Consider the following 26856-nt stretch of genomic DNA (forward strand, 5'->3'; position numbering starts at 1 on the left):
TCGTTAAAAACTAAAATAATTATTATAAAACTTAATTGGTTTTTAGTCGTATTGATTTCATCAACTTACCAGTCTTTTTCGGTTTTTGTTTTTGTTCCTTTAGCTTTTTTGGCGTTTATCTTATCCTGTACTTTTCTTTCTTCATTATTCATAGCTTCAAGTAGGCTTTTTACCTGCTGAGGAGATAACTGACCTTGCGCTTGCTGAGGTTGTTTCTGTTGTTCTTCAGGCTTACCTTCTCCTTCTTTCTTATCTTTGCCTTCATCCTTAGGATCTCCTTTTTCATCTTTCTTGTCATCTCCCTTTTGATCCTCTTTATCGTCTCCCTTATCTCCTTTTTTATCCTTATCGTCCTCTCCTTCTTTCTTATCCTCTTTATTTTCTCCTTCTTTCTTATCCTTATTTTCTTTATCCTTATTATCTTCTTTATTCTGATCTTTATTATCCTTGTCCCCGCCTTTATCTTCGTTTTGTTGCTTTTCTAGTAATTGTTTTGCCAAAGCTAAATTATATCGTGTCTCATCATCTTTAGGATTATTGCGCAAAGCGTTTTTATAAGCTGCTACCGCTTCCTTATATTTTTTTTGTTCCATATACGTATTCCCTTGATTATGGAATGCTTTATGTTTTTCTACTTTTGATGTAGCAGTTTTCACAGCTTCAGTATAACGTTGATGCGCTTCATCATACTTTTCAGTATTATAATAAGCATTTGCTAAGTTATATTTTGCAGTCGCATCTACTGGGTTTTTAGATATAGCTTTTCTATATTCTCCTTCTGCTTTTGGAAAATTACCATCTTTAACCAACACTTCATTACCAGTCGCTACAAATCGATCTGCCTCTGCTATAGCTTCTATTCTATCTTCCTCTTGCGAAAAGCTAATCCCGAATTGAAAACATAATACTATGATCAATAAATTTTTCATAACGTTTATATTTTTGTACTGTTTAAACACTTAAAAAACTTAGTGCAACAACATCCTATTACTCACTACTTATTCTTCGTTAAACAAGTTTAACCTTTTAACCCAAGATGTTTTTCTTTCTAATAAGAAAATATCTAAAAACAATAATAATAGACCTACACCCAGAAACCACTGGAACTGGTCCTTGAAATCGGCAAACTGCTTTGCTTCAAACTCTTTCTTATCCATACCCTGTAATAATTCTGTAACATTCTCTACTACAGCATTTGTACTAGAACCATCAATGTATGTACCATTTGCTTCATTTGCAATTTCCTGTAAAATTGTCGTATTTAATTTTGTAATAACTGTTTCTCCCTGAATATTTTTCTTGTATGATTGTACAATTCCATTACGTTTTATCGGAATTGGGCCTCCTTTAGTTGTCCCAACTCCTATCGTAAATATTTTAATTCCCTCCTTTGCTGCCTCTTCTGCTATCGATGCTACATTTCCTTCATGGTCTTCTCCATCACTTATGATAAATAACACTCTATTGGTTTGTTCTTCATCATCATAATACGTTTTTGCCAGTTCTATAGCTTCATTAATTGCTGTTCCTTGTGAAGAAAGCATATCGGTATTCATTGACTGTAAAAACATTTTAGCAGACCCATAATCCGTTGTTATAGGTAGTTGCGGAAACGCACTAGCCGCATATGCAATTATACCTACACGATCACTTGCTAAATTATTGATAATTTGAGTCACTAACTGTTTAGATTTCTCTATTCGATTTGGCGCAATATCTTCTGCCAACATACTTTTTGAAACATCTATTGCAAATACTACATCTACACCTTCTCTTTTTACTGTTTCTAATTTAGTTCCCACTTTAGGATTCACTAAAGCAATTATAAAACAGGCTAATGCCAAACAAATGACCACAATTTTAAGTACGGACTTAAAGATTGATTGATTAGGACTTAATCTTTTTAATAATTCTTTTTCAGCAAATTTTTTCTGAACTGTTTTTTTCCAAATTAAAACACCTAGAAACAAAACAACTATTATTGGTATTACCAATAACAACCAAAAATATATTTTTTCTTCTAATAGGTACATTTTTATAATTCTTAGTTTACAGTAACTACTGTAATTTTAAATCTACATCAACCGAACTTGAATTAGCTTAGTATGATATTTGTTTAATTTTTTATTTTTAAAGCAAAAGCATTTATTTTTTCTTTTACTTCTACCGAAATTTCATTGTCATTAACCCAAGTATGTATATCTCCTAAATATTGCATCCCTAAATATTCAGCGCTTCTCGAAAAAGGAAGAGGAAACTCCTCTACTCTATCATTATCATTACTACAACTAATCATAGCCATCTCTTTTCCCCTAAGCATCCTACCAAAGTCTTTTTCCTTATATAAATAATCCGAAATTCTATCCAAAAACACCTTCATAATTCCGCTCATCGTATACCAATATACTGGTGTTACCAATACTATTGTTTGATAATTCTGAACGATATTTTTAAAGATAATCTCAAAATCATCTTTATTATTGAATTCGTAATCAAAATAGTTGATATCTCTTTGATTAAGGTCTACAACTTCGAAACCAGTCATATTCTTCAAATAAGAAACTACTGTATTTGTATCTCCATTACTTCGAGAACTTCCTTGAACTATGATTCCTTTTTTCAATTAGTATCTTTTTTACTTAAATAAAACTTCTAAACACGGTGAATCTTAACAAAAATTCAACCAACAACAATAAGCCTGCTAATAACACTAATGGTCTAAATTTTTCCTCGTAATTATAAAACTTAAACTCCTCTACATCCGTTTTTTCTAACTTATCGATCTCTTCATATATCTGTTCAAGCTTCTTATTATTAGTTGCTCTAAAATATTTTCCTTTTGTCACTTTCGCAATTTCTTTCAAAAGTTCTTCATCAATTTCCACTTTTACATTTCCATATTGAAATGATCCATTAGGTCTAATTGCAACTGGTGCTAAAGCCATTCCATTAGTTCCAATACCGATTGTATATGTTTTGATACCATACTCAACGGCTAATTCAGAAGCTATTTTAGGATCTATAAAACCAGCATTATTAGAACCATCTGTTAGTAAGATAATTACCTTGCTCTTTGCTTTACTATCCTTTAATCTATTTACAGAAGTAGCAAGTCCCATACCTATTGCTGTTCCATTTTCCAAAAGATTATTATATTCTATCTCCTTCATTGCACTAAGCACGATAGCTTTATCACTGGTAATTGGTGTCTTAGTAAAACTTTCTGCAGCATACATAACTAATCCTATTCTATCATTGGGTCTACCTTGTATAAATTCTGCGGCTACATCCTTTAAAGCTTCTAGGCGATTTGGCCTTAAATCTCTAGCAAGCATACTTGCAGAAACATCAATAGCCATTACTATATCGATTCCTCGAGTAGTTTTTGTTTTCGTTGACACATCAACAGTTCGAGGTCTTGCCATAGCAGTAATAATTAATCCTAAAGCAATTAATCTTATCAACAATAACAGCGGTTTTATTTTAGACAACCAACTTCCTGATACTTTAAATCCCTTAATACTCGAAATTTTAAGTTCAGCTTGTTGTTTATTTCGCTTCCATATATACCAAGCAATTGCTAGAGGTAGTATTAAAAACAACCAAAAGAACTGCGGATTCTCAAATGTGAAATTTTCAAACATAGTTATTTGGCATTTCTAAGTTCTACAGAGTTTATAATACGTTGAGCAACTTCTTTAGCGTAACGATCTTCTTTATCATAGACCACCATTATTTGTTGAAAACCGCCATTTTCAGCAAAATTAAGCATCAAATAATCGTTTTTTTGTTCCTTTTTAGTCAACGTATTTACTACTTCTAAATTCCCAAAAACTTTTATTCCTTTTGCTCCTCCCAAGGTTTCGTACTCTTCATCTTTTACAGTAATATTTTTTGCGCCTTGAGATTCAAAATTACCAACAACACCTTCAACAATTTTATTTAAATCTACTTCTGTCTTTTCATTGTATTGTATGGTAGAAACAGAAATAAAAAAGTTCCCAACTAAACTTCCATAAACAAAGGTTTCATTTCCTTTTAAGATTTGTTTTTGTTCTTCAGTTAATTGAAAATTATTTCTAATCAATACTTTTGGAGTGGATACAGTAACTGGCGGCGCCCCGTAAGCACTGCTAACCCATTCTGTATCTGCTAATTCTTTTGTTGGATGACCTAAAATTGAATCCTTCACAATATCATAGCCCTTTACAAAAATGAATATCATTAATGTAATTGCTATCACCCCAACTCCTGCTATACTTCCGAAAATAATCCTTCTTCTTAATTTTTTCTCTGCAACAGTTTTACGATATTCTTCGTCTGCAAGTAATTCTTCTTCTGTTGGTTCAGGAATTGCTTCTTTAGTTTCATTAATTACTTTTTCAATGACATTTCTATCCGCTTTTGCTGTTCCTATATCCGGTTTGGATTTAGCAAATTTTGCCATATCCGCAGTTTTTAAAACTGATTTAAGCTCTTCAATTGTATGTTTATCTAGATTTAATGAACCCGTTTTTATTTCTTCATCAAGTCGTGCGATCAATTCATCGGTAGTACTTTCCATCGCATGATCATATACCTCTTCATCAATGTACTTACGTGCTGTCTCACTCAATTGTGAATAATACTCTTTATGAGAGTCTTGTTCTAATAATTGTGATGCATCTATTCTTTGTAATGCTAAAATTGCCCTTTCGTATGGCGGCAACTCATCTTCTTTAGCTTCTTTTCGTCTTTTCCTTCTCAAAACAAAAAATGCAATCAACACTATTAATAGTAACGGAACTAAAATCCACCATAAATACTTTTTCCAATTTAAAAAAGAAGCATCTACATCCACTAATGGTTTAATCTCAAACATTTTTTGTTTTGTAGTATCTACAACTACATCACGAACTTCTATCTCCAAGGAATCTGTTAAGAACGCAAAATCACCAACCATTACTTTTTGTCTTGGAATAGTATAATGTCCTGAATCAAATTGTGTTAAAGCATACTCTTTAATCAGATTAAATTTATTTCCATTTTTTGTAGTATCCGTCTTATAAGATTCTATAACTTCTAACGGTGAAAATGTTTGTCCCTCTGGGAAAATTACAATCTCTGTAGAATCTACTTCAACTTGCATTTTATATCTGATTTCTTCACCAATCTTTATAGATGTCGAATCAATACTCGTAGCAACCTGTGCACTTCCATGAAACCCAGCAAAAGCAAGAAAGAATATCATAAATAATATCTTTCCACTTTTTTTCAAAAGCTGAATATCATATGTTTTATTAATAATTGGTACTTTATAATTACTCATTCTTAGTTATCGCCTACCCTCTTCTTTTAAAATATCCTAATAATTTCTTTACGTAACTCTCGTCAACTCGACTGCTTATCGATCCTGCACCACTTCTGGTAAAACTATCTTTAAAATAATTTACGCGATCTTGATAATATTTCCCATAATTCATTCTCATTTTCTTAGAACCAGTATTTACCAATAGTAGTTCTCCTGTTTCTTCATCTTCCATCTGAACCATCCCTAAGTTCGGAATCTCTTCTTCGCGTTGATCATATACCCTAATACCTGTAACATCATGTTTTCCTCCAACAATTTTTAAAGTTTGCTGATAATCATCTGTAATGAAATCAGAAAGTATAAATACAATTGCTTTCTTTTTCATCACATTTGATAAAAACTTTAAGGCTTCCGTAATATTTGTTTGTTTACTCTTTGGATTATATTCTAATAATTCTCTAATTATTCGTAGTACGTGAGATCGTCCCTTTTTAGGTGGGATAAAGAGTTCTATTTCATCGGTAAACAATATCAGTCCAATCTTATCATTATTTTGTGTTGCAGAAAATGCTAATGTCGCTGCAATCTCTGTAATAATCTCTTTCTTAAATTGTTGTTTTGTTCCGAATAATTGTGACCCAGAAACATCTACCATCAACATCATTGTCAACTCTCGTTCTTCCTCAAAAACCTTAATATATGGTTCATTATAGCGAGCAGTTACATTCCAGTCAATATTACGAACATCATCTCCAAATTGATACTGTCGAACTTCGCTAAAAGTCATACCACGTCCTTTGAAAGTAGAATGATATTCTCCTCCAAATATATGGTCACTCAAGCGTCTAGTCTTGATCTCAATTTTTCGAACTTTTTTTAGTAACTCTTTGGTATCCATTATAATGATTTACGATTGATGATTAATTGATTTACGACAAACGATTCGGTTAAAACCATTCTGAAATCGCAATTCTAGAATCAAAAATCACTATGGTACTTCAATTTCATTTACAATCTTGTTAATGATATCTTCAGAGGTTACATTTTCAGCTTCAGCTTCATAAGTGATACCTATACGGTGACGCAATACATCATGTACTACCGCACGAACATCTTCTGGAATTACATATCCTCTTCTTTTTATAAAAGCAAAACATTTAGCTGCAGTCGCCAAATTAATACTTCCACGTGGAGATGCACCAAAACTGATTAGTGGCTTTAAATCTTCAAGACCATACTTCTCAGGATAACGAGTAGCAAAAATGATATCCAAAATATATTTTTCTATCTTTTCATCCATGTACACTTCTCTTACCGCTTTTTGAGCTGTAAGAATCTGTTCAATAGACACTACAGGATTTACTTTTTCAAAACTACCCTTAAGATTAGCTCTTACAATTAACTGTTCTTCTTCTAACTTAGGATAATCAATTACTGTTTTTAGCATAAAACGGTCAACCTGGGCTTCTGGTAATGGATATGTTCCTTCCTGCTCTACCGGATTCTGAGTTGCCATTACTAAAAACGGTTTATCTAATATAAACGTTTCATCTCCAATAGTTACCTGCTTTTCTTGCATAGCTTCTAATAAAGCACTCTGCACCTTAGCTGGGGCACGGTTGATCTCATCAGCCAGCACAAAATTTGCGAAAATTGGCCCTTTCTTGATTGAGAAGTCATTCTCCTTCATATTATAAATCAATGTACCTGTAACATCTGCAGGTAATAAATCCGGAGTAAACTGTATACGGCTAAAACTTCCGTGAACAGCTTTAGACAATGTATTAATTGCCAAAGTTTTTGCTAATCCTGGAACACCCTCTAACAAAATATGTCCTTGTCCCAGCAATCCAATTAGCAAACGTTCCACCATGTGTTTCTGACCTACGATTACCTTATTAATCTCTAATGCAAGTAAATCTACGAATGCAGATTCTCTCTGTATTTTCTCATTGATTGAAGCAATATCAATAGAACTATTTTCTTCCATCTATTCTTTTTTTTAAAAGCGTGAATTTAACATTCATGTTTCAGCATTGCAAATTGTTAAATTATTTTTCTTCTCCTTGTTAATTATAGGTTAAATGTGTCTTCTTAAAATACGCTTACGCCCAAATTTTACAGTATATTTAGATCTTTTTACTGAAAAAGCGGACGTAACAATTTACATCGCCCTTAGCGATGATGTTTCTAAAAGACGAAAGTCTCTATGTTATGTTGCAAAAATCTAAATGAAAAATCATCAATTTTATGAAAACAGCATTAATAACTGGAGCTACAAGTGGTATAGGAAAGTCTACGGCTTATGAATTCGCCAAAAACCATATAAATCTAATACTTTGTGGAAGACGACAAGAACGATTAGATCAAATGAAATCTGAGTTAGGTAGCAATGTAAAAGTTCATACACTATGTTTTGATGTTCGGGATAAAGAAAATGTTTTTAAAAACATAGAAAATTTGCCTCTAGAGTTTAGCAAAATAGACATATTGATTAATAATGCGGGAAATGCTCATGGTCTTGATCCAATTCAGACTGGAAATTTGGATGATTGGGATGCTATGTTGGATATTAATGTGAAAGGATTATTGTATGTTTCTAAAGCAATAATTCCAAAAATGATTTCGCAAAAATCTGGTCATATCATTAATATCGGCTCTATAGCGGGTAAAGAAGTTTATCCTAACGGAAATGTATATTGTGCCAGTAAACACGCAGTTGATGCTATCAATAAAGGAATGCAAATAGATCTTAATAAACATGGGATTAAGGTTGGCGCAATTCATCCAGGATTAGTAGAAACAGAATTCAGTAATGTCAGGTTTAAAGGAGATGATCATAAAGCCGACACTGTTTATAATGGTTTTGATCCTTTGCGACCAGAAGACATTGCCGATATTATTAATTTTGTAATTACTAGACCTTATCACGTAAATATTGCTGATCTTGTAGTTTTTCCGACTGCACAGGCAAACAGTACAATTGTAAACAAAAGTTTATAATTTCTTTATCCCCAAGGTATTGATTGCTCGATAAAAATACCTAAGTTTATATAGGGAAAAAGAATATTACGATATGTATGAGGGATGATTAATAAACGGCTTTTAATAAAAAATCTTTTAGCGCATAATGATGAGAATAGTTTTTACGACAAAAAACGCAAGCTCAATATTGGCGAAAAAGAAGGTAAAGCTAAATTTCTAAAGCATATCTGTGCTCTTTCCAATTCCAATCCTAAAAACAACTCATATATTGTTATTGGCGTTGAAGATGAAGATAATCAGATAATAGGAGTAGACTTTTTTGATGATAGTAAAATTCAAAATCTGGTGAATGCCTATCTTTCGAATCCTCCAATTGTAGCTTATGAAAACATTCCGTTCCCTCATTTACCTGGTGACAAAGTGGTAGGACTAGTATCGATTCGTTCACAAGAAGGAAAATTATGCTCTCTTCGTAAAAACATCTGGAAATATTATGGCGGAAGCGTGTTTTTTAGAGATGGAAGCATCAGTATGCCTAAAGTATTTGATATAGAAATCAAAGATGTCAATTCAGAAATTGTAGACTCTATAGAAAGCCATGCTCAAAACAATATTGAATTAACATTAGACGGAGTATTTGATTTTATGAGCTCTCGAAAAGATTACAATCCAACATATAAAGTATTTAAAGAATACTTTGTAGTATGCTGGTCTGCTAAAGAAAAAAGAGTAAATGAAGAGATATACTACTCTAGAGTTGATATTGCATTAATTAATGAACAAGTAAAATTATTTTATTCTCAATTTGATGAGGTAAGTATTTCCATTACTGATGAAGAGTTTAAAATTATAGAATATGTCCAACTCGGACTACAGGACAACTATGATTATTATCCTTTAGAGGAAGTCACTATAAAGTTTAAGAATAATGTGAGCTACGATATTGAAAGCAGACTATTATTCAAACCTCCACAATTTGATCGCAAAACTTTACATCATCTTTATAACAGTAATAACGCCTTAATAGAGAAGTTAAAAAAGAAAATGCCGCTAACAAAAAATGAACAAAAAGATATTCTAAACCTTCCTGTGACTTATTTATTATGTTATTTTAATGATTTTAGTGAAGCAAAAGATAAATTAGAAGAAGCTAAACCTTACCTAAAAAACTATCTTGATAATAAAGTATATTCACTATATAAAGAAAGTATGAGGATCTTGAGAAAAGTAAGGTACAATTAAAATATAAGTCATGCATTTTAAAATAAATAAGAGGAGATAAAATGTCTCCTCTTATTTATTTTAAAGTTTTAATTATTGTTGCAATAAGTCAAAAATTTGTTGTGGATAAGGACTATTAAACATGGCTCCGTGACCACCCGTATCAATTTCTATCACCTTAGCCATTCTATTACTAAGAAATGTTTTTTCCTCAGTCAACAATCCTCCTGTTTGAAAATCGTCCTTAGCAAACACATAAATTACATTGGACAAATTCCCTGATGTAATCTTTGAAGAAAAACGTTCACCACCGATAGCCCCTAAAAACGAAAAAATAGATGGACACGATTGTTTTATGTCGTTATATTCTTCCAAAAGATCTGTCCTATCTTCTTCTTTAGGTGTCGTTCCATTTAAAAAATAATAAGGATTCCCTTGCAAAAAATTATCAGGTACTTCTGGCTGCATTTCTAAGCGAGCTGCCATAATTACAAATTTATCCGCTGTAGTATTTCCTTTCTCCGCGATATACTTTGTTACTAAAAACCCACCAAACGAATGTCCCATTACATATACTTTCTTTCCTTTAGCTTTAAAATTCTTAATAACTCTATCTAACATCTCTATACTAACTTTGTTTTCTAAATCAGCTTGTTCCTTTTTCAATGCTTCGTTCATACATAAATCATTATTAAGTGTAAGCGCTTGATGCATATATACTCTGTAATAATTTTTAAATAAATCATTATAATCTGTATTAAAGGTTCCGTTAAGCTCAAAATATTCATCATCTAATTCCTTATCCGGCCCTCCTTGTTCGTAGATAAGAACTGTATCGGCACTCTCACTTCCTTTAGCACTAAATAATTTTGTAATATCATCTGGTATTTTGGTAAGCGCATTTTGTATGTCTGATTCTTCTAACTGCACTGCATCGTCATCGCTACTACAATTGACTAATAACAAAGCAATAGTAAACACATAAATTATTTTTTTCATTTTGGATAAATTTTTACAAAAGTCATCTTGACTTTTTTGATTTATATTATGTTCCCAAAACACATAACCTTCAAAATACCCTAAAGAAATTTTCAAATATTTTATTCTTTCTTAATTCTAATATTATTTACATCTGAACTCTTATAAATAATATTCAAAAAAAATAACATTTAACTACTCTGTAATACCTTTAAAAATGTTGTAAAATAGTATCTTCAAGTCCTCTTAAAATCAAAAATATAAAATGAGCAGAAATCTTGTTATTGGAGATATGCATGGAGCATTAAAAGCTCTAAAACAATTAATTAAAAAAGCTAGTATAGATACTGATGACACCATAATTTTTCTTGGTGATTATGTTGATGGATGGACCGATAGCGCTTCGCTAGTTTCGTTTCTTATAGAATTGCAAAAAACACATAACTGCATATTTATAAGAGGCAATCATGATGAACTCTGTTATACTTGGTTAAAGGAAAAAAAATACAATCCTGAATGGATAAAACATGGAGGTCAAGCAACCATTGATTCTTATATGGAATTGACAAAACATGAGATAGAAACCCATCTTCATTTTTATGAAAATCTCATAAATTACCATATAGATGATCATAATCGATTATACCTGCACGCAGGTTTTACCAATATTCATGGACCTCATCGAGAATATTTTAGTAAATTATTCTACTGGGATCGAACTTTATGGGAAACCGCTCTGTCTATTGACCCAAAACTTACAAAAACAGATCTCACTTACCCAAAAAGACTTTTACTTTTTGAAGAAATTTATATTGGCCACACACCTGTAACCAGAATAAACAAAACAACGCCTGTAAATGCAACCTGTATTTGGAATATGGATACCGGAGCAGCTTTTAAAGGTCCCCTTACCGTGATGGATATAGATACTAAAGAATTTTGGCAAAGCGACCCTGTTTATAATCTTTATCCTGATGAAAGTGGAAGGAATTAAAAATCGTACTTTATAAAAAAGTCAACTTTAAATCGCTTTAACGAGCGATTTTTTTATGCATTATGTTTACCTAATCAAGTGTTATAACACTAAATAGAAAAACTATCAAAAATGAAAATGCATATACCAAATCTCTTTATTTACGTGATTCCGTGTATACTGCTTAATTCCTGCACATCTGCATATGTCCCTAACACTATAAATACACCTCTATTTAATGAAAAAGGAGAAATTCAAGTAGCAATTCATTCAGGTACTTCTGGACTTGATCCTCAATTATCGTATGCAATTACAAATCACATTGGATTACAGTTGAATGGAAATTATTTTATGAATGCTTCTAATGTTAGCGGTAAAATATTTGATCATTATTATGCAGAAATCGCACCTGGATATTACTCAAAAATAAACAGCATTTTTAGGTTTGAAACCTATGGCGGGTTTGGTTTAGGGAAAATGGAAGTAGAAAGAGAAAACGAGCTTTGGGATGTAAACACAGATATTAACCTCAATAGAATTTTTATACAATCATCAATTGGTTTAACAAATGATATTGTAGACACCAGCTTTACAACACGATTTGCTGTAGTAAATCTTAATCAAAATTCAGTTAAAAGAACTGGATTATTTATAGAACCTGTATTAACTACTAAAGTGGGATATAAATACGTAAAAGCTGTCTTTCAATTTGGTTTCTCCTTTGATTTAGATACTAATAATATCTATTTCAGAAACAGTCAACCACTTCTTTTATCAATCGGAATTCAAATAAATCCTCATAAAATTTTTAATCTTTAAATTCTCCAATATCATGAAAAATATATTTTATCTGATCGTACTAATCACAATAACTATTAATGCTCAAAATAATTGTAGCCAATTTTATCCTTCTAAAGAAGGTACTAAAATTACAATCCAACATTTCAACAAGAAAAACAAACTCACATCAGAAACAAATTATGAGGTTTTAGAAGTCAATTCCTCAGGGTCTGATTCTAAAATTAAAATGAATATGTCAGTAAATGATTCTAAAAAACAAAAAATCATTGCTGAAACACAATTTACCGCAATCTGTAATGGAGGCACCACAACATTAGACCCTGAATCTATAATTTCCCCAGGATTATTTAAACAATACAAAGACATGGAATATAGTATTGAAGGAATAGGCATTGACATCCCAAACTCAATCAGCGTGGGACAACAATTACCTGACGGACAAGTAACTATGTCGGTTGATGCCGGTATAATGAGTATTGATATGACAGTAGACTTAAAAAAACGAAAAGTCGAATCTAAAGAAAGGGTTACTACATCTGCTGGGTCATTTGATTGTTATGTAATCACTTATATTAATGAAACCAACATGAGTATGGGTATGAAACAAATTTTTCATGTAAAACAATGGGTTTCTAAAGGTGTTGGTCTAGTCCAGCAAGAAACTACGAAGGCCAATGGAAAGTTATTAAGCAAATCTGTTCTTTCTAGAATACAATAGTTTAACTTAAAATCTTGGTTTAGGAGAGCCTATAATTAGGTTCTCTTTTCTGCACATAGAACAGAAGGGTTTTATACTGATACAACCTCATCGTCATGCAATAACTCTTCTTGTCGTAAACGTAATAAAATCTGAGCAACTGCAACTGTATCTTTTTCACAATAAATTACAATTCGGTCTATATCGTTTTCTTCATAATAAACCTGTCGTACCTGACTACCATCGATATCATCTTTAGGAGAAGGAATTCCTAAAACATTGGTAAGTAATTTTAATGAAGTATAATGTTTATAATCCCCAAATTTCCATAGATCCAAGGTATCCAGATGTGGAACTTCCCAAGGTTTTTTACCAAACAGATTTAGCTTAAATGGTAAGCTGATATTATGAATAATCATTCTTCTAGCTATATATGGAAAATCAAATTCTTTACCATTATGTGCACAAAGTAAATGATGTGGATGATTAAAATGTGTTTCTAATAAATTTTTGAAATCTACCAACAGTTGTTTCTCTTCTCCGTAAAAGGAGGTTGTTCTAAAAGATCTTGTTTCTCCTTTAAAAGTAAAATACCCAACAGAAATACATACAATTTTTCCGAACTCTGCCCAAATTCCTGCTCGATCATAAAATTCTTCTGGAGAAAATTCTTCTTTACGTTGATATTTAGTTTTATCAGCCCACAGATACTTCATATCATCAGTAAGTCCTTCAAAATTCTCTTGTTCCGGAACCGTTTCTATATCTAAAAATAGAATATGTTCTAAATTAATCTTATGAAGCATTCTCTAACATTTTATAAGCTTCTTCGATATAAATGAAAAAGTCTTCGCTAAAAGATCCTTGTGGTCCTCCTCTATGATGTCCAAGGCGCACAATAATCACGTTATCCTCAGGAATAGTAATTACATATTGTCCTAAAATTCCACGCATCACAAAAATATCCTTACTTAAATGATCGGATAACCAAAATCCATATCCGTACATATCATCGTTTTCAAAACGTTTTTGGGTTGCTATTTTAGTAAACTCTTTTGGTAGTATTTGCTTTCCGTTAAACTCTCCATCATTTTTAAACAGCACTCCAAAACGAGCAAAATCCCTCGCATTACTAGCAATACAACAATAGGTTTTCTCCATACCACTATCTTCACTATCAACTTGCCATAAAGCATCTTGTTCCATACCCATAGGTTTCCAAAAACTTTCGCTTAAATATTGTGATAAAGTCTTGCCTGTTGCTTTTTCTATCACCATTCCTAGTAGTTGTGTACTCCCACTTAAATATTCAAACTCCTTACCAGGCTCGTTCACTACTTCCAACCCATTCATTACATCTCTTAATTCTGGGTCATAATATGCTCTTGCGGTTATAGAAAAAGGGCTTGTATAATGCTCTGTCCAATTTAACCCAGATGACATAGATGAAAGATCTCCTACAGTTGTTTTAGCAGCTAATCCTTCAGAGAATTTTGGCAAAAAATCTCCAATTGGTTGATCCAGATTTTTGATATAACCATCCATAATTGCTTTTCCTAGCAAGGCCGTTGTAATACTTTTTGCCATAGAAAAAGAATTTGTCTTAGACTCCGTACCATAACCTTCTGCATAATCTTCATACCATATCTCTTCATTTTTAATAATCATAAATGCTACTGTTCCCATTGCATCATTAGTGGTCTTTAATCTTTCTGTTGGAGTCATGGTATTGTAATTTGCATGTAATTTCCATGGAATTGGTTTATCTCCTTTTTCTACTACGTGATTATCAAAATATGTGTAATCATCTATATATGCTGTGGTATGCCCTGTCATATATACAACACGAACTCCTTTTAAAATATAATCATAATCAAAAATGTATAGCAAAACCACACAAAGTAGCACAATAGCCAGAAGACCTTTTAAAAGTTTTTTGATAATTTTCATCTACATTAAAAATTTTAATCCTCTAAGGTATGAAAAATTAAATCCCTGCTCAGAACAAAAAAAAATGCCCGTTAAAACGGGCATTTTAATTAAAGATAAACAATTATTATGACGATAATTTAATTCGATTAGGTTATAATAGTGTAGATATATAACTTATAAGAATGCTTGTTGAGTTTGTGTTATTTTTTTGAAATATCAGTTTAATATTTCACATCTTTTATTTATAAGCTACATCTAAAAACAGAAATCTATAATTAGGGCATATGTATTACAAAATAAAGTCTCACTAAAAGCTAATCCAAGTAAACTAAAGACTATTAATCGCTATTTCAAATTTAGGAGTTATTTGTTTCAATTCTTTTCAGGAATATTTTTTTGGTATGATTGAATGTATAAAACGCAGATTTTAATGTATGAGCAGACAATCTTTGTATCGTGCTCAAAAAATAGTATTCTAAAAAACCTAAATTACATTCAATTTCCGATATAGTTCTTTTTTAGAATCTCTTGCTATCGGCAAAGATTTCTCATTGGACATAACTACATAGCCACCTTGTTCTTTAACCAAGGTATTTACGTGATCCAAATTGATTAAATATGATCTGTGAATTCTAAAAAAACCAAAAGGTTGTAACTTAGATTCAATATATTTTAGATTCTTAGATATTACTATTTCTTTCTCATTTTTTCTGATAAAAGTAGTATAGTTACCATTGCTAATACAATAGAGTACGCTGGGTATTTTTATAACATGTGTGCCTTTAGAATCCGTTATAGAAATTTTAGGGACTTCATGGATTTTTGCATAAAGTTGATTAAAACTTGCTATGGGATCCTCTTTATCTTCATCTTTTTCTTGTAAAGGAATCGCTTTATTTATTACTTCTACTAACAACTTGGGATCAATAGGTTTTAGTAAATAACCTAATGCATTATATTTATATCCATCTACAGCATATTGATTAAAAGCTGACACAAAAATAATTTTAAAATTAATCTCTTCAAGTTCATCCAGAATATCAAAAATTGTAATGGATCCTAATTGTACATCTAAAAAAACTACATCGGGGTTTAGGTTAGATAAACCTTCTAGTATAGTTTTCTTATCACCTGCTTCACCTATGATTTCAACCTGAGGACAGTATGTATTTAGTAAAAGACTAATGTTCTCTCTAGCCTTTTTTTCATCATCAATGATAAAACATTTTAATATTTGATCCATTATTTCTTGATCTCTTTAACTATCGGCAATGTAATAATTACTTCTGTTCCTAGTGATTTATGATTGGTATCATATAAATCATTAATAACAATATTTGATTGCCCTTTGACTATTTTATTCAAAATATCTAATCTTTCATTCGTGTTTTCTGTTGCGATAGACAAATGGGATACATCTGTAGCTTTCTTCTTGAGCTGCTCCGATGCTTCTCTACCTATTCCATTATCTACAACTTTACAAATAACCATGTCCTGTTCTTTGTGCAATGTTATATTTAATTGCCCTTTAATAGAGGAATGCGAAAAACCGTGAATTATTGCATTTTCAATAAAAGGCTGTAAAATCATTGAAGGTATTCTAGGGTTGCTAGCTAAAAGAACAGGATCTACATCAAAACTAGCCTCAAATTCCTCCTGAAACCTTCCTTTTTGCAGATTTACATATGATCGAATAATCTCTAACTCTTTTTTAAAACTAATATATACACTATCCGAACTATTCAGTACATTTCTGATTAATCCAGAAAGCTCTGTCATATATTCGTTGGCTTTAATATTATCATTTTTTAAAATATAATTCTGTAAAGTATTAAAGCTATTAAATAGGAAATGTGGATTCATTGAAGATCTTAATGAAGTTAACCGCGTATGAGTCAATTTCTCATTTATTTTATAATATTTAATTCGATTTATATATCCTCTATACACCAATACCGATACAGTAACCACTAATAACAGTCCCAAAAAATAACTTTGCCATTTCGTCTTACTAACTTCTTTTTCTATTTTTAGGTTTTTCTCTTCTAGTCCAGAAATAACCTCTTCCTTTGCTAATAATAAGTTTTTACTTTCGCTTTTTGCTAACTCCTTACTCACCTTAACCTTAAGCTGTCTAGACTCTAACACCCTTATATCACGCAAAGCTTTAACACTTGCCTTTAAATCTCCTCTTGTCTCATACAACCTTGACAAATCTTCTTTTACTGTAATTAAATCAGAAATATCATTTTTCTTTTCGAAATTATTTTTAGAAATTAAAAAATACTCAAGTGCTTTATCATAATCACCCAACTCATATTGTATAGCCCCCATTGTATGCATTAATCCTGGATACAAATCATCTCCATCTTTATAAGTCAAATTATCGTTATCCCATTCTATGTTAGTTCGTATTACCTCTAATGCCTCTTTGGGCATTTTTTTTAAATAATATGACCAAGCAATATTATTATATACCATAATACAATGTCTTGTAGACAAGGAGTTCTTTTCGCAACCTACAGAAGCTAATCGAGAATAGTACAATATAGAATCAGCTTGTTTATCATTAAAGGAAGCCGAAAGATTTAAGTAAGTAGCCCCTTTTCTTTTCTTGGTATCTTCAGAATCAATATGGGTTAAAGCTTTTTTGAAATCAATTTTAGCCTGATCCTGATCACCTATATCCAAGAACAATACACCTCTATTTAATAAAATCTCCCATTGATAATCAAAATTATTATCCTTAGCAGCCAGATCTAATGCATCTCCATAATACTCCATGGCTTTTATATATTCCCCTATTCTATTATGTAATAACCCTAATCTGTTTTTTACATACATCAAACATTTCTTATCACCTTGATCAGCACAATATTCACTTAAAAAATTAAGAACATTCATTGCTCTAAGATATTCTCTTGTAGAATCCGTAAAAAAGCGTTCAATTTTATAAACTACCGTTTTTACACTGTCAATATTTGAACTATTCTGAATAAGATTGAAAGCATTATCATACTCTTTTTTTGCGTTTGTAATATCTTTAGCCTTAAACAAACTATCTCCTCTGCGCAATAATTTATGCAGAGACTCTTTTTGTAAGGTTATTGGTTTGTTTAATTCTTTATCAAGTGCTTCTTGAGATACCACACTTGATGACCCCAAAAAAAGAATGCTAATACAAATTATAAAAAATCTAAAAAAAGTCATTAAAAAAGGGATTGTTGCTTAACAGGGTTTTCGTGCTCTAATAGCCATTTTTTGCGCCATAATCCACCTGCATAACCTGTGAGAGAACCATCACTACCTATAACGCGATGACAAGGAACAACCACCCAAAGTGGATTTTTTCCATTTGCTGTTGCAGCAGCTCTAATACATTTTGGATCACCCAGTCGTTTTGCTATATCTAAATAACTTACGGTTTTTCCAAAAGGAATCTTAGACAGTTCTTTCCAAACTTTTTTCTGAAAATCTGTTCCAGATGGATTTAAATCAATGTTGAAATCGGTTCGATTCCCTTCGAAATAATCTTCTAGTTGAGTAACTACATTTTTTAGTTCGTCTGGAATTTTATCGGAAGGTACCTGTTCTTTATCTGCTATTATAGAAATCTTAGAAACACCATTTTCATCACCTGTAATAGAAGCAATACCTATAGGAGTTTCTATGAAAACAGTAGAAATCACTCTTCTTTTTTATCATTCAGAATACCTAAACGTCTTGCTCTTGCTTCCCAATTTTTTCGGGCAAGAATTTGCATATCTGTTTCCGTATCACTTTCATCCACAATCTCTAGACCAAGTAGCGTTTCTATCAAATCTTCCATAGTTACTAATCCACTAACGGAACCATACTCGTCTACCACTAATGCAATGTGATTCTTAGTCTGAATCAAATCATTAAGTAAATCTGGAATAGGTAAATTTCTATTGGTAAATATGATTGGTCTTTTTATTTCTCCAAGAAGTTTATGACCGTTCTGGTTGGCCATTTCTTTAAAAATTTCATCTTTTAATACTTGTCCCGTTATATTATCCGCTTTATCTTTATAAACAGGTACTCTAGAAAATCTAAGATTTTGATTCTCTTTAAAAAACTCTTCTACTGTTGTATCTTCTGATGCAGTTTTAATAACGGTTCTCGGTGTCATTACATCTTTAGTGAAAATCGTTTTAAAATTTAAGAGATTTCTAATCACTGTAGACTCCGATTCTTCAAAAACACCTTCTTCCTCCGCAATGTCTGCCATGGCTGTAAAATCTTCTCTACTCAATACCGATCCATGATGTCCTTTTCCTCCTATCAGTTTTGTCGTTAACTGTAATAACCATAAAATACCTGTCCATTTAAGTGGCCAGATCAATACGTTTAATGCTTTGGAAGTGAAATTAGAAAGCTGTTTCCAATATGTCGCTCCAATAGTTTTTGGTATAATTTCTGAAGCAACTAATATAAATATCGTCATAATAGAAGAAACTACTCCTACCATCAAGTCTTCTGTCATTTCTATTCCAAAAATCTTTTGAATTTCGGATCCATACATTTCGGCATATGCTACTTTTGCTTGCACACCGACCAAAATAGCACCTACTGTATGCGCAATTGTATTTAATGTTAAAATAGCAATCAGTGGTCGATCAACATCTTTCTTTAGTTTTTCTAATGCTGTTGCATATGCTTTTCCTTCTTTTTTCTTAACATTAATAAAAGTGGGAGTGATACTCAATAACACTGCTTCTAATATTGAACATAAAAAAGAAAAGAAAATAGATACGACTCCGTATACAAGTAATAATGCCATAATAATTAATTAGTTGGTTTTGCTAAAGTACGGATTTGGTATCCATTTGTAAAAATAAAAATTCAGAATACTTATCACCAACCCACATACTTTGGTGGTTTTATCTCGTTGAGATTGAGATATACAATTAATTGACCTCTATGATGTGTTACATGATCCTGTAATAAGTTTAAAATCTGAAGTTTAGATTTTGGCCCAGCGAAAAAGTCTACTTTAGTGATCAATGATTCCTCTGATGTTTCAGTCACCCGCTTATATACTTCATCAAATGATTTTTTCAAGAATTTAATGATTTCACTTTTAGAATCCGGAGCATTATCAGCAAGTTTCTTCCTATCGAATTCTTCTTCAGAAAAATATGTCGTGCTTAACCACAACATATTACCACAAATGTGTAATAATTGATTCTTAAAATCCATTTCTCTTTCTGTGGGTGCAAACGTATATTTTTCTTCTGGCATAACTTCCGCCATCTCTAATAAATATGCTTCAGAGTTTTTCCATTTTTCTAAAAATGCAGACTTAGGTGTTATTTCTTGAGACATTGCTGTATATGATATAAGAAAAAGAAGTAAATATATATTTTTCATTACTTGGTTACTTCGTTCATATACAACTCTATCGCCTTTAACTCATCATCACTGAATTTTTCTAAACGCACAAAGTTTGTTTTCATAACTGCATAGTTATCCGGATCTACAATTGGATCTTTTTTCTGTCTAAGAAAACCTATAATATCACCATTCTGTTCTTTGTATATTTTCATGATATCGTTAACACTCGGACCAACAGATTTTTTATCCAATCTATGACAAGAATAACAATTACCTTTTCCTTTAAATAGTTTTTCGCCCAATACAAACTCTGGAGATTTTTCTTTTTTCTTTCCTCCAATAACTATTTTTTCTTTTTCAGGTTTTTTTTCTGATTGACAGCTAGTTGCTAAAAATGCAATGCTTAAGAACGCAATAAAAATGTTTTTCATATGTGTGATCTTATGAATTAAATAAATTATCAATATCCTTCTTAAATCTTTCTAATAGGTCTTTAGAAAAACTATTAATTACTTTTTCTTCTTTGGATCCAATACCATCCTTTGCTTCTGCAATTTTAGTCAAAGCATATATCATAAAGTCATACTCTTCATCAGGACCATTATCGGAAAATACCTCAATTACTCTTTTATAAAGTGTTTCGATATCACTATCATTAGCATTTTCATAATCAAAAGACCATTTAATCTCTTGTCCTTTTGGATGTGCCTTCAATATTTCTTCCAGCGTATGAACTTCTTCTTTTTCAATCACACCATCACTCGTTGCAATTACATACAATAATTCTCCAAATGTTTGATATAATCGATCCCTGCTTACCATACCTTTCTCTATTTAAATTTATCCCAAAAGTTTAACTACATCTTTTGCAAAATAACTTGCAATGATATTTGCTCCAGCTCTTTTAAAAGCAATTAATTGTTCCATCATAATTGCATTATGATCTAGCCAACCTTTTTCTGCTGCTGCTTTTAACATTGCATATTCCCCACTTACCTGATATACTGCTACAGGCACATCTACAGCATCACTAACATCTCTTAAAATATCCAAATACGCCAATCCAGGTTTTACCATCACAATATCAGCTCCTTCATCAATATCCGCTAGGGTCTCTTTAATAGCTTCATCTCTATTAGAGAAATCCATTTGATATGTTTTTTTATCTCCAAAACCAGGCGCAGAATCTAATGCGTCTCTAAAAGGTCCGTAAAACGCTGATGCATATTTTGCACTATAACTCATAATGCCTGTGTTCTTATAATTCTCAGTTTCTAGCAATTCTCTTATTGCCAAAATCCTACCATCCATCATATCACTTGGTGCCACAAAATCTGCTCCCGCTTGCGCATGAGACAACGACATTTTAGCTAACACCTCACAAGTTGGGTCATTTACTATGTATCCTTCTTCTACAATACCATCATGTCCGTACGAAGAATATGGATCAAGCGCTACATCCGTCATTACTAACATCTCAGGAGCCACATCTTTTATGATTTTAATTGCTCGTTGCATTAATCCATCCGGATTCAACGCTTCAGTACCTTTATTATCTTTAAGATTATCAGGAACTTTAACAAAAAGCAATACCGCTTTCAATCCCATAGCCCATAATTCCTTGACTTCATCCTTTAATAAATCAAGACTGTACCTATAATATCCGGGCATAGAAGCTATTTCCTGCTTTACATTATTGCCTTCTACCACAAAAAGTGGAACTAAAAAATCATTAGGAGTTATTAAATGTTCTCTAACCAAAGATCTAATAGATTCTGTGGTTCGTAATCTTCTATTTCTACGTAATTGATGCATTAATTTTGATAGTAATTTGTAAGAATTGTAAATATACCAACTTATAACGTAATTTCTACTCGATCATTTTCACAAAATTAAACCAATTGTGTAACAAACTCTTAACAACACCTACTAACTATTTAATAGATAAAAATTGCTAAAACATATTTCGTATGCTCACAATAAAAAATTTAAACAAAACATATCCCAATGGAACCAAGGCTCTAAATAATGTTAATCTAACATTAGAAAAAGGGATGTTTGGTTTATTAGGTCCTAACGGTGCTGGAAAATCTACATTAATGAGAACGATTGCTACACTGCAGTTGGCTGATACTGGATCTATTGATTTTGATGGCATTGACGTTTTTAAACAACCAGAAGAGTTACGAAAAGTATTAGGATATTTACCACAAGACTTTGGAGTTTATCCTAAGGTTTCTGCAGAGATGATGCTTAATCACATTGCTAAAGTAAAAGGAATTACCAATAGCACAGAACGAAAAGGATATGTTGCTGATTTATTAAACAAAGTAAACTTATATAAATTTAGAGATCGTAATCTTGGTGACTACTCTGGAGGGATGCGACAACGTTTTGGAATCGCACAAGCATTATTAGGGAATCCAAAATTAATTATTGTTGATGAGCCTACTGCTGGTTTAGATCCATTAGAACGTAATCGTTTCCATAATCTACTGAGCGAATTGGGAGAAAATGCAGTTGTCATACTATCTACGCATATTGTTGATGATGTTACAAATCTATGTGAGCATATGGCAGTATTTAATGAAGGAACCATATTAGCACAAGGAAACCCACAAGAACTTTCTGCCACTTTAGATGGCAAAATATTTAAGAAGCAAATAGAAAAATCACAATTAGAACAGTATCAAAATGAATATACTGTACTCTCCAATTATCTTCGGGGAGGTCAGTTTTTTGTTAACATATATAGCGAAAACACTCCTGAAGAAGGTTTCGAAAAAATGAATAATGGTTTAGAAGAATTCTATTTCTATAGTATCAACCAAAATCAAGAACAGGAGGCATAATTATGAAAGAAATATTCTTATTCGAACTACAATATCGGTTTCGCCGACCTGCTACCTGGATTTATGCTGGATTAGGCCTTTTGATGGCCGGTCTATGGGCTTATTTCCAAGAATCCTCTAATGCTCAGTTTGTAAATAGTCCTAATAATATTGCTGAAATTATAGGCCCTATTTCTGTTATTTCTATTTTCTTTTATGCGGCTATTATGGGTGTCCCTATATTTAGAGATCAAGATCATAAAACAGCACAAACGTATTTCACTTTTCCAATTACTCAAAAATCTTATGTTTTAGGAAGATTTTTTGGAAGTTTTACTATTGTTTCGTTACTAAATATCTTTATTGTTCTTGGTACCATAATAGGATTTACTATGGGACTTTTTGCAGAAAGACCTGATTATGGAGAGTATGATGTTTTTAATATGTCGTCTTACCTTCTGCCGTTTCTATTTATTTTAGAAATTAATGCGTTTCTGATTGGTTCCCTCTTCTTTTGCTTAATGGCCTTTTTCAAAAAAATGCCTATTATATATTTAGGAGGAATATTTCTGTTTTTATTATATAGTATTTCAGGAAATTTTCTGTCCAGTCTGGATAATCAATGGTTGACAATATATCTTGATCCATTTGGTGGTCGAGCTTTTTCTTTTGTGAAAAAATACTGGTCTATAAATGAACTAAACACCAATCAATTACCTATTTATGGTAAATTTCTACTAAATAGAATGATATGGCTAGTTTTAGGATTTGTGTTATTTCTGATAACTTTATTCAAATTTGACTACAAAAAGTTTTTGGTTTCAGGAAAAAAGGAAGGAAAAGTTAAAAATGACAAATTCATACCTTCTATAATAAATCCGATTAATCAAATTTTCAATAAAAAAACAGAAAGAGCTAATCTATTCTCTCTTAGTAAAATTGAATTTCTATCAATCGTAAAGGATCCTGTTTTTATAGTGTTAATTATTATTGGAGTTATTTTATCCTTGATTACTATTTTCAATGCTAATGAGATCTACGGAACTCCAAATTTACCACTTACACGATTCGTAACGACTTATATATCTGGAGGTATTTCTCTATTATCAATTGTTATTCTAATCATTTATTCTGGGGAAGCGGTCCATAGAACTCGTAAAAACAAAACTTTTGTTTTTTATGATGCTTTACCAATTAACAACACAAGTCTCTATTTTTCTAAAGTAATATCTTTAATTGGAGTAGCTATTATTTTAGCATTCGTAAATATTATAATTGGTATATTATTTCAAACATTCAATGGATATTTTGGATACGAATTAGGCATGTCAGTGATTTATAATTTCGCATTAATAATACCCAGTTTTATAACGACAATTTTCTTGTGCTTCTTCATTCACGTATTACTTAACAATAAGTTTTTAGGGCATTTTATAATTATACTAATATATATTGGGCTCCCATTACTAGTTACACTAGGTTTTAAAAGTAGTAATCCTCTTTTGATTTTTACAGGTAGTACTCCTATTTTCCTAAGTGACCTTAATGGTTTTGGACATTATATGTTTGGTAACTTTATGCTAAGTTTATATTGGGCTTTGATGATGGCAATATTATTAGTAATTGGAACCCTATTATGGAATCGCGGATTCTTTTCTTCTGCCAAGGAAAGGTTAACTCTTGCTAAAAGAAGATTAAACTTTAAGATGGTTGGAGCACTAATGATGGTTATTATTGCCTTTATATCAGTAGCTGGTTACAGTTATTACAACTTAAAAGTGTTAAACACTATTGAAGATGGTGATTTCTTTAATGAAATAGCAGCAAATGCCGAAAAGAAATACGCTAGATTAATCAATCAAGCACATCCACAGGTTACTGATCTCAAAGCTTATATTGATGTGTTTCCCGAAACAAGAGGATTAAAAGCTAAAGGGGAATTTAAAATTATTAATAATTATAATAATCCTATTGACACTTTATTATTAAATGTTCAATATCCTTCGGAACACGCAAAGTTAGGAGAGATTACTTATAATGGCGTTACACTAAAAGCTGTTGTTTCTGACACTGTTAATAGAATGTATTTCTATAAGCTGCCGCAAACACTACAACCAGAAGGTACTGCATCATTATCAATTTCTATGTCTTCGGAGACAAAAGGATTTGCGAATAGTATGGAAACACAAGTTTTAAACAATGGTACATTTTTAAACAGTTCTATTTTTCCAAGTTTCCATTATGACCGAAGTCTAAGTGACAATGGAATTAGAAAGAAGTACGGATTAGAGAAATTAGATTATTTATTTCCTCCGAGAACAGATTCTACTGCATTAAAGAAAAATTTATTCAATGAGGATGCAAACTATATTAATTTTGAAGCTGTGGTCAGTACCTCATCAGATCAGATTGCTATTGCACCTGGTAAATTAGTAAAAGAATGGAAGGAAAATGACAGATCATATTTTCATTATGACTTAGAGTCTCAGACTGATTTATTCTTTAATGTTGTCTCTGCCAGATATGATATAGAACGATCCAGTTGGACAGCTCCTAGTGGCAAAAAAGTGGATATAGAAATCTACCATTCTCCTAAACATAAAAGGAATTTAGAACATTTTATCAATGGAGTAAAAGTCGCTTTAGAATATTGTTCTAAGAATTTCTATGAATATCCCAATTCCGTAATAAGAGTAGTAGAATTTCCTGCGCACTCAACATTTGCACAATCATTTGTTACCACGATTCCTTACTCAGAAGATTTTGGGTTTGCTGCAGATTTTGATAAAGCAGAAGATTTTAACTATGCTTTTCGTGTAACCGCTCACGAAGTAGCACATCAATGGTGGGGGCATATCGTAACTCCTAGTAAAACATCTGGAGCCAATATTATTTCTGAAACTCTAGCCGAATACTCCTCGTTAATGACTATGAAAAAACAGTATGGAGAAAATGGTATCAAAAATTTCCTTAAATATTCCTTGGACACCTATTTACGAGGTCGTGCCTTTAGTTTTAAACCCGAACGTTCTTTAATAAATGTAGAAACAGGTGGTTACATATGGTATCGAAAAGGATCTATGATTATGTACGAATTACAAGATATTATTGGCGAAGAAAAAATCAATACTGCTTTAAAAGGATTCTTAGATGAGTACAAAAATTTCGAAAAGGGAGTCTATCCTACTTCAGAAAATTTATATGATGCAATTTATCGTGTAACCCCAGATTCTCTTAAGTATGCTGTAGAAGATGGTTTTAAGGAGATTGTTCTTTATGAAAATAGAATCAGAAAGGCCAAAACCAAGAAATTAGATAATGGCACATACGAAACTACATTTACTGTAGATTCTAAAAAAATCTATTATGATGATGAAGGGAAAGAAGAACGCACGGACGATAAAACAAATTATATAGAAATTGGACTATTTGGTGAAGACATTGTAGACGATCAAGAAGTGCCTCTTAAAAATCCTTATTATCTAGAGCGAAAATGGTTACAACCAGGTGAGAATACATTTACCATTATAACGGATAAAAAACCTGAAAAGGCAGGAATTGACCCGTACAACAAATTAATAGATAGAAATTCTAATGATAACTTAGGAGGAATTGAAGAATAAGACATTCTAATATCTTATTCTTCAAAATAATTAGGATATTTCTAGCAAAAATTTAGTTAGTTAAATGCCGAAAATCACGATATGAAACACTAGTTTCGATCGTGATTTTCTTTTTTTAGCACTTTGTAACAATTTATTCTACCATCCGTCTTCTTGGTATATTTATT

Annotated in this window: 25 protein-coding genes; 7 read left to right on the forward strand and 18 right to left on the reverse strand. The window is 31.7% G+C overall.

Features of this window, described 5'->3' with window-relative positions; genetic code table 11:
- Window positions 1-65: 65 nt before the first annotated feature.
- From BMY33_RS04740 to BMY33_RS04770, 7 genes are all read right to left on the reverse strand, one after another.
- On the reverse strand, window positions 66-929 hold the full coding sequence (locus BMY33_RS04740; protein ID WP_091406235.1) for a tetratricopeptide repeat protein: 864 nt from the start codon (window positions 927-929) through the stop codon (window positions 66-68).
- A gap of 69 nt (window positions 930-998) precedes the next feature.
- Complete coding sequence (locus BMY33_RS04745) at window positions 999-2033, reverse strand: vWA domain-containing protein (RefSeq protein ID WP_091406237.1); 1035 nt, start codon at window positions 2031-2033, stop codon at window positions 999-1001.
- An 83-nt stretch (window positions 2034-2116) separates the two neighbouring features.
- The gene (locus tag BMY33_RS04750; RefSeq protein ID WP_091406238.1) at window positions 2117-2623 is read right to left on the reverse strand and encodes a flavodoxin family protein; all 507 of its coding nucleotides are present in this window, start codon (window positions 2621-2623) and stop codon (window positions 2117-2119) included.
- 16 nt (window positions 2624-2639) lie between these two features.
- Window positions 2640-3644 (reverse strand): vWA domain-containing protein, encoded by a 1005-nt coding sequence (locus tag BMY33_RS04755; protein WP_091406240.1) that lies wholly within the window; start codon window positions 3642-3644, stop codon window positions 2640-2642.
- A gap of 2 nt (window positions 3645-3646) precedes the next feature.
- Window positions 3647-5308 carry a DUF4381 domain-containing protein gene (locus BMY33_RS04760; RefSeq protein ID WP_091406242.1) on the reverse strand — a complete coding sequence of 554 codons (1662 nt, stop codon included), beginning with the start codon at window positions 5306-5308 and terminating at the stop codon, window positions 3647-3649.
- Window positions 5309-5321: 13 nt separating this feature from the next.
- On the reverse strand, window positions 5322-6188 hold the full coding sequence (locus BMY33_RS04765; RefSeq protein ID WP_091406243.1) for a DUF58 domain-containing protein: 867 nt from the start codon (window positions 6186-6188) through the stop codon (window positions 5322-5324).
- 90 nt (window positions 6189-6278) lie between these two features.
- On the reverse strand, window positions 6279-7280 hold the full coding sequence (locus tag BMY33_RS04770) for an AAA family ATPase (RefSeq protein WP_091406245.1): 1002 nt from the start codon (window positions 7278-7280) through the stop codon (window positions 6279-6281).
- 260 nt (window positions 7281-7540) lie between these two features.
- Here BMY33_RS04770 and BMY33_RS04775 point away from each other — a divergent pair, with 260 nt between their 5' ends.
- The gene (locus BMY33_RS04775; RefSeq protein ID WP_091406247.1) at window positions 7541-8293 is read left to right on the forward strand and encodes an SDR family NAD(P)-dependent oxidoreductase; all 753 of its coding nucleotides are present in this window, start codon (window positions 7541-7543) and stop codon (window positions 8291-8293) included.
- Between the two features lie 84 nt (window positions 8294-8377).
- Window positions 8378-9517 (forward strand): ATP-binding protein, encoded by a 1140-nt coding sequence (locus tag BMY33_RS04780; RefSeq protein WP_091406248.1) that lies wholly within the window; start codon window positions 8378-8380, stop codon window positions 9515-9517.
- Between the two features lie 72 nt (window positions 9518-9589).
- Here the strand turns inward: BMY33_RS04780 and BMY33_RS04785 are convergent, their stop codons facing one another.
- Complete coding sequence (locus tag BMY33_RS04785) at window positions 9590-10495, reverse strand: alpha/beta fold hydrolase (protein ID WP_139195588.1); 906 nt, start codon at window positions 10493-10495, stop codon at window positions 9590-9592.
- Between the two features lie 244 nt (window positions 10496-10739).
- On the opposite strand from BMY33_RS04785, the gene BMY33_RS04790 reads away from it, so the two are divergent.
- The 3 genes from BMY33_RS04790 (at window position 10740) to BMY33_RS04800 (ending at window position 12966) form a co-directional block, all read left to right on the forward strand.
- A complete protein-coding gene (locus BMY33_RS04790; RefSeq protein WP_091406253.1) occupies window positions 10740-11468 on the forward strand; it encodes a metallophosphoesterase in 729 nt (242 codons plus the stop codon).
- 111 nt (window positions 11469-11579) lie between these two features.
- Window positions 11580-12266 (forward strand): hypothetical protein, encoded by a 687-nt coding sequence (locus BMY33_RS04795; RefSeq protein WP_091406255.1) that lies wholly within the window; start codon window positions 11580-11582, stop codon window positions 12264-12266.
- 13 nt (window positions 12267-12279) lie between these two features.
- The gene (locus BMY33_RS04800) at window positions 12280-12966 is read left to right on the forward strand and encodes a TapB family protein (RefSeq protein WP_091406257.1); all 687 of its coding nucleotides are present in this window, start codon (window positions 12280-12282) and stop codon (window positions 12964-12966) included.
- Between the two features lie 71 nt (window positions 12967-13037).
- Here BMY33_RS04800 and BMY33_RS04805 read toward each other — a convergent pair whose 3' ends face one another.
- From BMY33_RS04805 to hemB, 10 genes are all read right to left on the reverse strand, one after another.
- The gene (locus BMY33_RS04805; RefSeq protein ID WP_091406259.1) at window positions 13038-13751 is read right to left on the reverse strand and encodes a 3'-5' exonuclease; all 714 of its coding nucleotides are present in this window, start codon (window positions 13749-13751) and stop codon (window positions 13038-13040) included.
- Window positions 13741-14895 carry a serine hydrolase domain-containing protein gene (locus BMY33_RS04810; RefSeq protein ID WP_091406260.1) on the reverse strand — a complete coding sequence of 385 codons (1155 nt, stop codon included), beginning with the start codon at window positions 14893-14895 and terminating at the stop codon, window positions 13741-13743. The genes BMY33_RS04805 and BMY33_RS04810 overlap by 11 nt, the downstream gene beginning before the upstream one ends.
- 466 nt (window positions 14896-15361) lie before the next feature.
- The gene (locus BMY33_RS04815; protein WP_091406262.1) at window positions 15362-16120 is read right to left on the reverse strand and encodes a LytR/AlgR family response regulator transcription factor; all 759 of its coding nucleotides are present in this window, start codon (window positions 16118-16120) and stop codon (window positions 15362-15364) included.
- The gene (locus BMY33_RS04820) at window positions 16120-18042 is read right to left on the reverse strand and encodes a histidine kinase (RefSeq protein WP_170837006.1); all 1923 of its coding nucleotides are present in this window, start codon (window positions 18040-18042) and stop codon (window positions 16120-16122) included. Before BMY33_RS04820 ends, BMY33_RS04815 begins: the two co-directional genes overlap by 1 nt.
- Before the next feature lie 44 nt (window positions 18043-18086).
- On the reverse strand, window positions 18087-18563 hold the full coding sequence (locus BMY33_RS04825) for a methylated-DNA--[protein]-cysteine S-methyltransferase (RefSeq protein ID WP_091407184.1): 477 nt from the start codon (window positions 18561-18563) through the stop codon (window positions 18087-18089).
- Window positions 18563-19681, reverse strand: a complete 1119-nt coding sequence (locus tag BMY33_RS04830; RefSeq protein WP_091406266.1) for a CNNM domain-containing protein — start codon at window positions 19679-19681, stop codon at window positions 18563-18565. The genes BMY33_RS04825 and BMY33_RS04830 overlap by 1 nt, the downstream gene beginning before the upstream one ends.
- A gap of 74 nt (window positions 19682-19755) precedes the next feature.
- The gene (locus BMY33_RS04835; RefSeq protein ID WP_091406268.1) at window positions 19756-20271 is read right to left on the reverse strand and encodes a DinB family protein; all 516 of its coding nucleotides are present in this window, start codon (window positions 20269-20271) and stop codon (window positions 19756-19758) included.
- The gene (locus tag BMY33_RS04840) at window positions 20271-20666 is read right to left on the reverse strand and encodes a c-type cytochrome (protein WP_091406270.1); all 396 of its coding nucleotides are present in this window, start codon (window positions 20664-20666) and stop codon (window positions 20271-20273) included. Before BMY33_RS04840 ends, BMY33_RS04835 begins: the two co-directional genes overlap by 1 nt.
- Window positions 20667-20676: 10 nt before the next feature.
- On the reverse strand, window positions 20677-21057 hold the full coding sequence (locus BMY33_RS04845) for a tellurite resistance TerB family protein (protein ID WP_091406271.1): 381 nt from the start codon (window positions 21055-21057) through the stop codon (window positions 20677-20679).
- 18 nt (window positions 21058-21075) lie between these two features.
- Window positions 21076-22050 carry a porphobilinogen synthase gene (gene hemB / locus BMY33_RS04850; RefSeq protein WP_091406273.1) on the reverse strand — a complete coding sequence of 325 codons (975 nt, stop codon included), beginning with the start codon at window positions 22048-22050 and terminating at the stop codon, window positions 21076-21078.
- 155 nt (window positions 22051-22205) lie between these two features.
- Here hemB and BMY33_RS04855 point away from each other — a divergent pair, with 155 nt between their 5' ends.
- Together BMY33_RS04855 and BMY33_RS04860 are read left to right on the forward strand one after the other, a co-directional pair.
- Entirely contained in the window at window positions 22206-23087 is an 882-nt protein-coding gene (locus tag BMY33_RS04855; RefSeq protein WP_091406275.1) for an ABC transporter ATP-binding protein, read from the forward strand.
- A gap of 2 nt (window positions 23088-23089) precedes the next feature.
- Window positions 23090-26689: an ABC transporter permease/M1 family aminopeptidase gene (locus tag BMY33_RS04860; RefSeq protein ID WP_091406277.1), complete on the forward strand. Its 3600-nt coding sequence runs from the start codon at window positions 23090-23092 to the stop codon at window positions 26687-26689.
- Window positions 26690-26856: the final 167 nt, after the last annotated feature.

The organism is Aquimarina amphilecti (genome assembly GCF_900109375.1).
Lineage (GTDB): Bacteria > Bacteroidota > Bacteroidia > Flavobacteriales > Flavobacteriaceae > Aquimarina > Aquimarina amphilecti.

Excerpts from the sequence above, each read along its gene's own strand:
- BMY33_RS04740 (WP_091406235.1), bottom strand. The coding sequence starts at position 929 with ATGAAAAATTTATTGATCATAGTATTATGTTTTCAATTCGGGATTAGC.
- BMY33_RS04745 (WP_091406237.1), bottom strand. The coding sequence starts at position 2,033 with ATGTACCTATTAGAAGAAAAAATATATTTTTGGTTGTTATTGGTAATA.
- BMY33_RS04755 (WP_091406240.1), bottom strand. The coding sequence starts at position 3,644 with ATGTTTGAAAATTTCACATTTGAGAATCCGCAGTTCTTTTGGTTGTTT.
- BMY33_RS04760 (WP_091406242.1), bottom strand. The coding sequence starts at position 5,308 with ATGAGTAATTATAAAGTACCAATTATTAATAAAACATATGATATTCAG.
- BMY33_RS04765 (WP_091406243.1), bottom strand. The coding sequence starts at position 6,188 with ATGGATACCAAAGAGTTACTAAAAAAAGTTCGAAAAATTGAGATCAAG.
- BMY33_RS04770 (WP_091406245.1), bottom strand. The coding sequence starts at position 7,280 with ATGGAAGAAAATAGTTCTATTGATATTGCTTCAATCAATGAGAAAATA.
- BMY33_RS04775 (WP_091406247.1), top strand. The coding sequence starts at position 7,541 with ATGAAAACAGCATTAATAACTGGAGCTACAAGTGGTATAGGAAAGTCT.
- BMY33_RS04780 (WP_091406248.1), top strand. The coding sequence starts at position 8,378 with ATGATTAATAAACGGCTTTTAATAAAAAATCTTTTAGCGCATAATGAT.
- BMY33_RS04785 (WP_139195588.1), bottom strand. The coding sequence starts at position 10,495 with ATGAAAAAAATAATTTATGTGTTTACTATTGCTTTGTTATTAGTCAAT.
- BMY33_RS04790 (WP_091406253.1), top strand. The coding sequence starts at position 10,740 with ATGAGCAGAAATCTTGTTATTGGAGATATGCATGGAGCATTAAAAGCT.
- BMY33_RS04795 (WP_091406255.1), top strand. The coding sequence starts at position 11,580 with ATGAAAATGCATATACCAAATCTCTTTATTTACGTGATTCCGTGTATA.
- BMY33_RS04800 (WP_091406257.1), top strand. The coding sequence starts at position 12,280 with ATGAAAAATATATTTTATCTGATCGTACTAATCACAATAACTATTAAT.
- BMY33_RS04805 (WP_091406259.1), bottom strand. The coding sequence starts at position 13,751 with ATGCTTCATAAGATTAATTTAGAACATATTCTATTTTTAGATATAGAA.
- BMY33_RS04810 (WP_091406260.1), bottom strand. The coding sequence starts at position 14,895 with ATGAAAATTATCAAAAAACTTTTAAAAGGTCTTCTGGCTATTGTGCTA.
- BMY33_RS04815 (WP_091406262.1), bottom strand. The coding sequence starts at position 16,120 with ATGGATCAAATATTAAAATGTTTTATCATTGATGATGAAAAAAAGGCT.
- BMY33_RS04830 (WP_091406266.1), bottom strand. The coding sequence starts at position 19,681 with ATGGCATTATTACTTGTATACGGAGTCGTATCTATTTTCTTTTCTTTT.
- BMY33_RS04835 (WP_091406268.1), bottom strand. The coding sequence starts at position 20,271 with ATGAAAAATATATATTTACTTCTTTTTCTTATATCATATACAGCAATG.
- BMY33_RS04840 (WP_091406270.1), bottom strand. The coding sequence starts at position 20,666 with ATGAAAAACATTTTTATTGCGTTCTTAAGCATTGCATTTTTAGCAACT.
- BMY33_RS04845 (WP_091406271.1), bottom strand. The coding sequence starts at position 21,057 with ATGGTAAGCAGGGATCGATTATATCAAACATTTGGAGAATTATTGTAT.
- hemB (WP_091406273.1), bottom strand. The coding sequence starts at position 22,050 with ATGCATCAATTACGTAGAAATAGAAGATTACGAACCACAGAATCTATT.
- BMY33_RS04855 (WP_091406275.1), top strand. The coding sequence starts at position 22,206 with ATGCTCACAATAAAAAATTTAAACAAAACATATCCCAATGGAACCAAG.
- BMY33_RS04860 (WP_091406277.1), top strand. The coding sequence starts at position 23,090 with ATGAAAGAAATATTCTTATTCGAACTACAATATCGGTTTCGCCGACCT.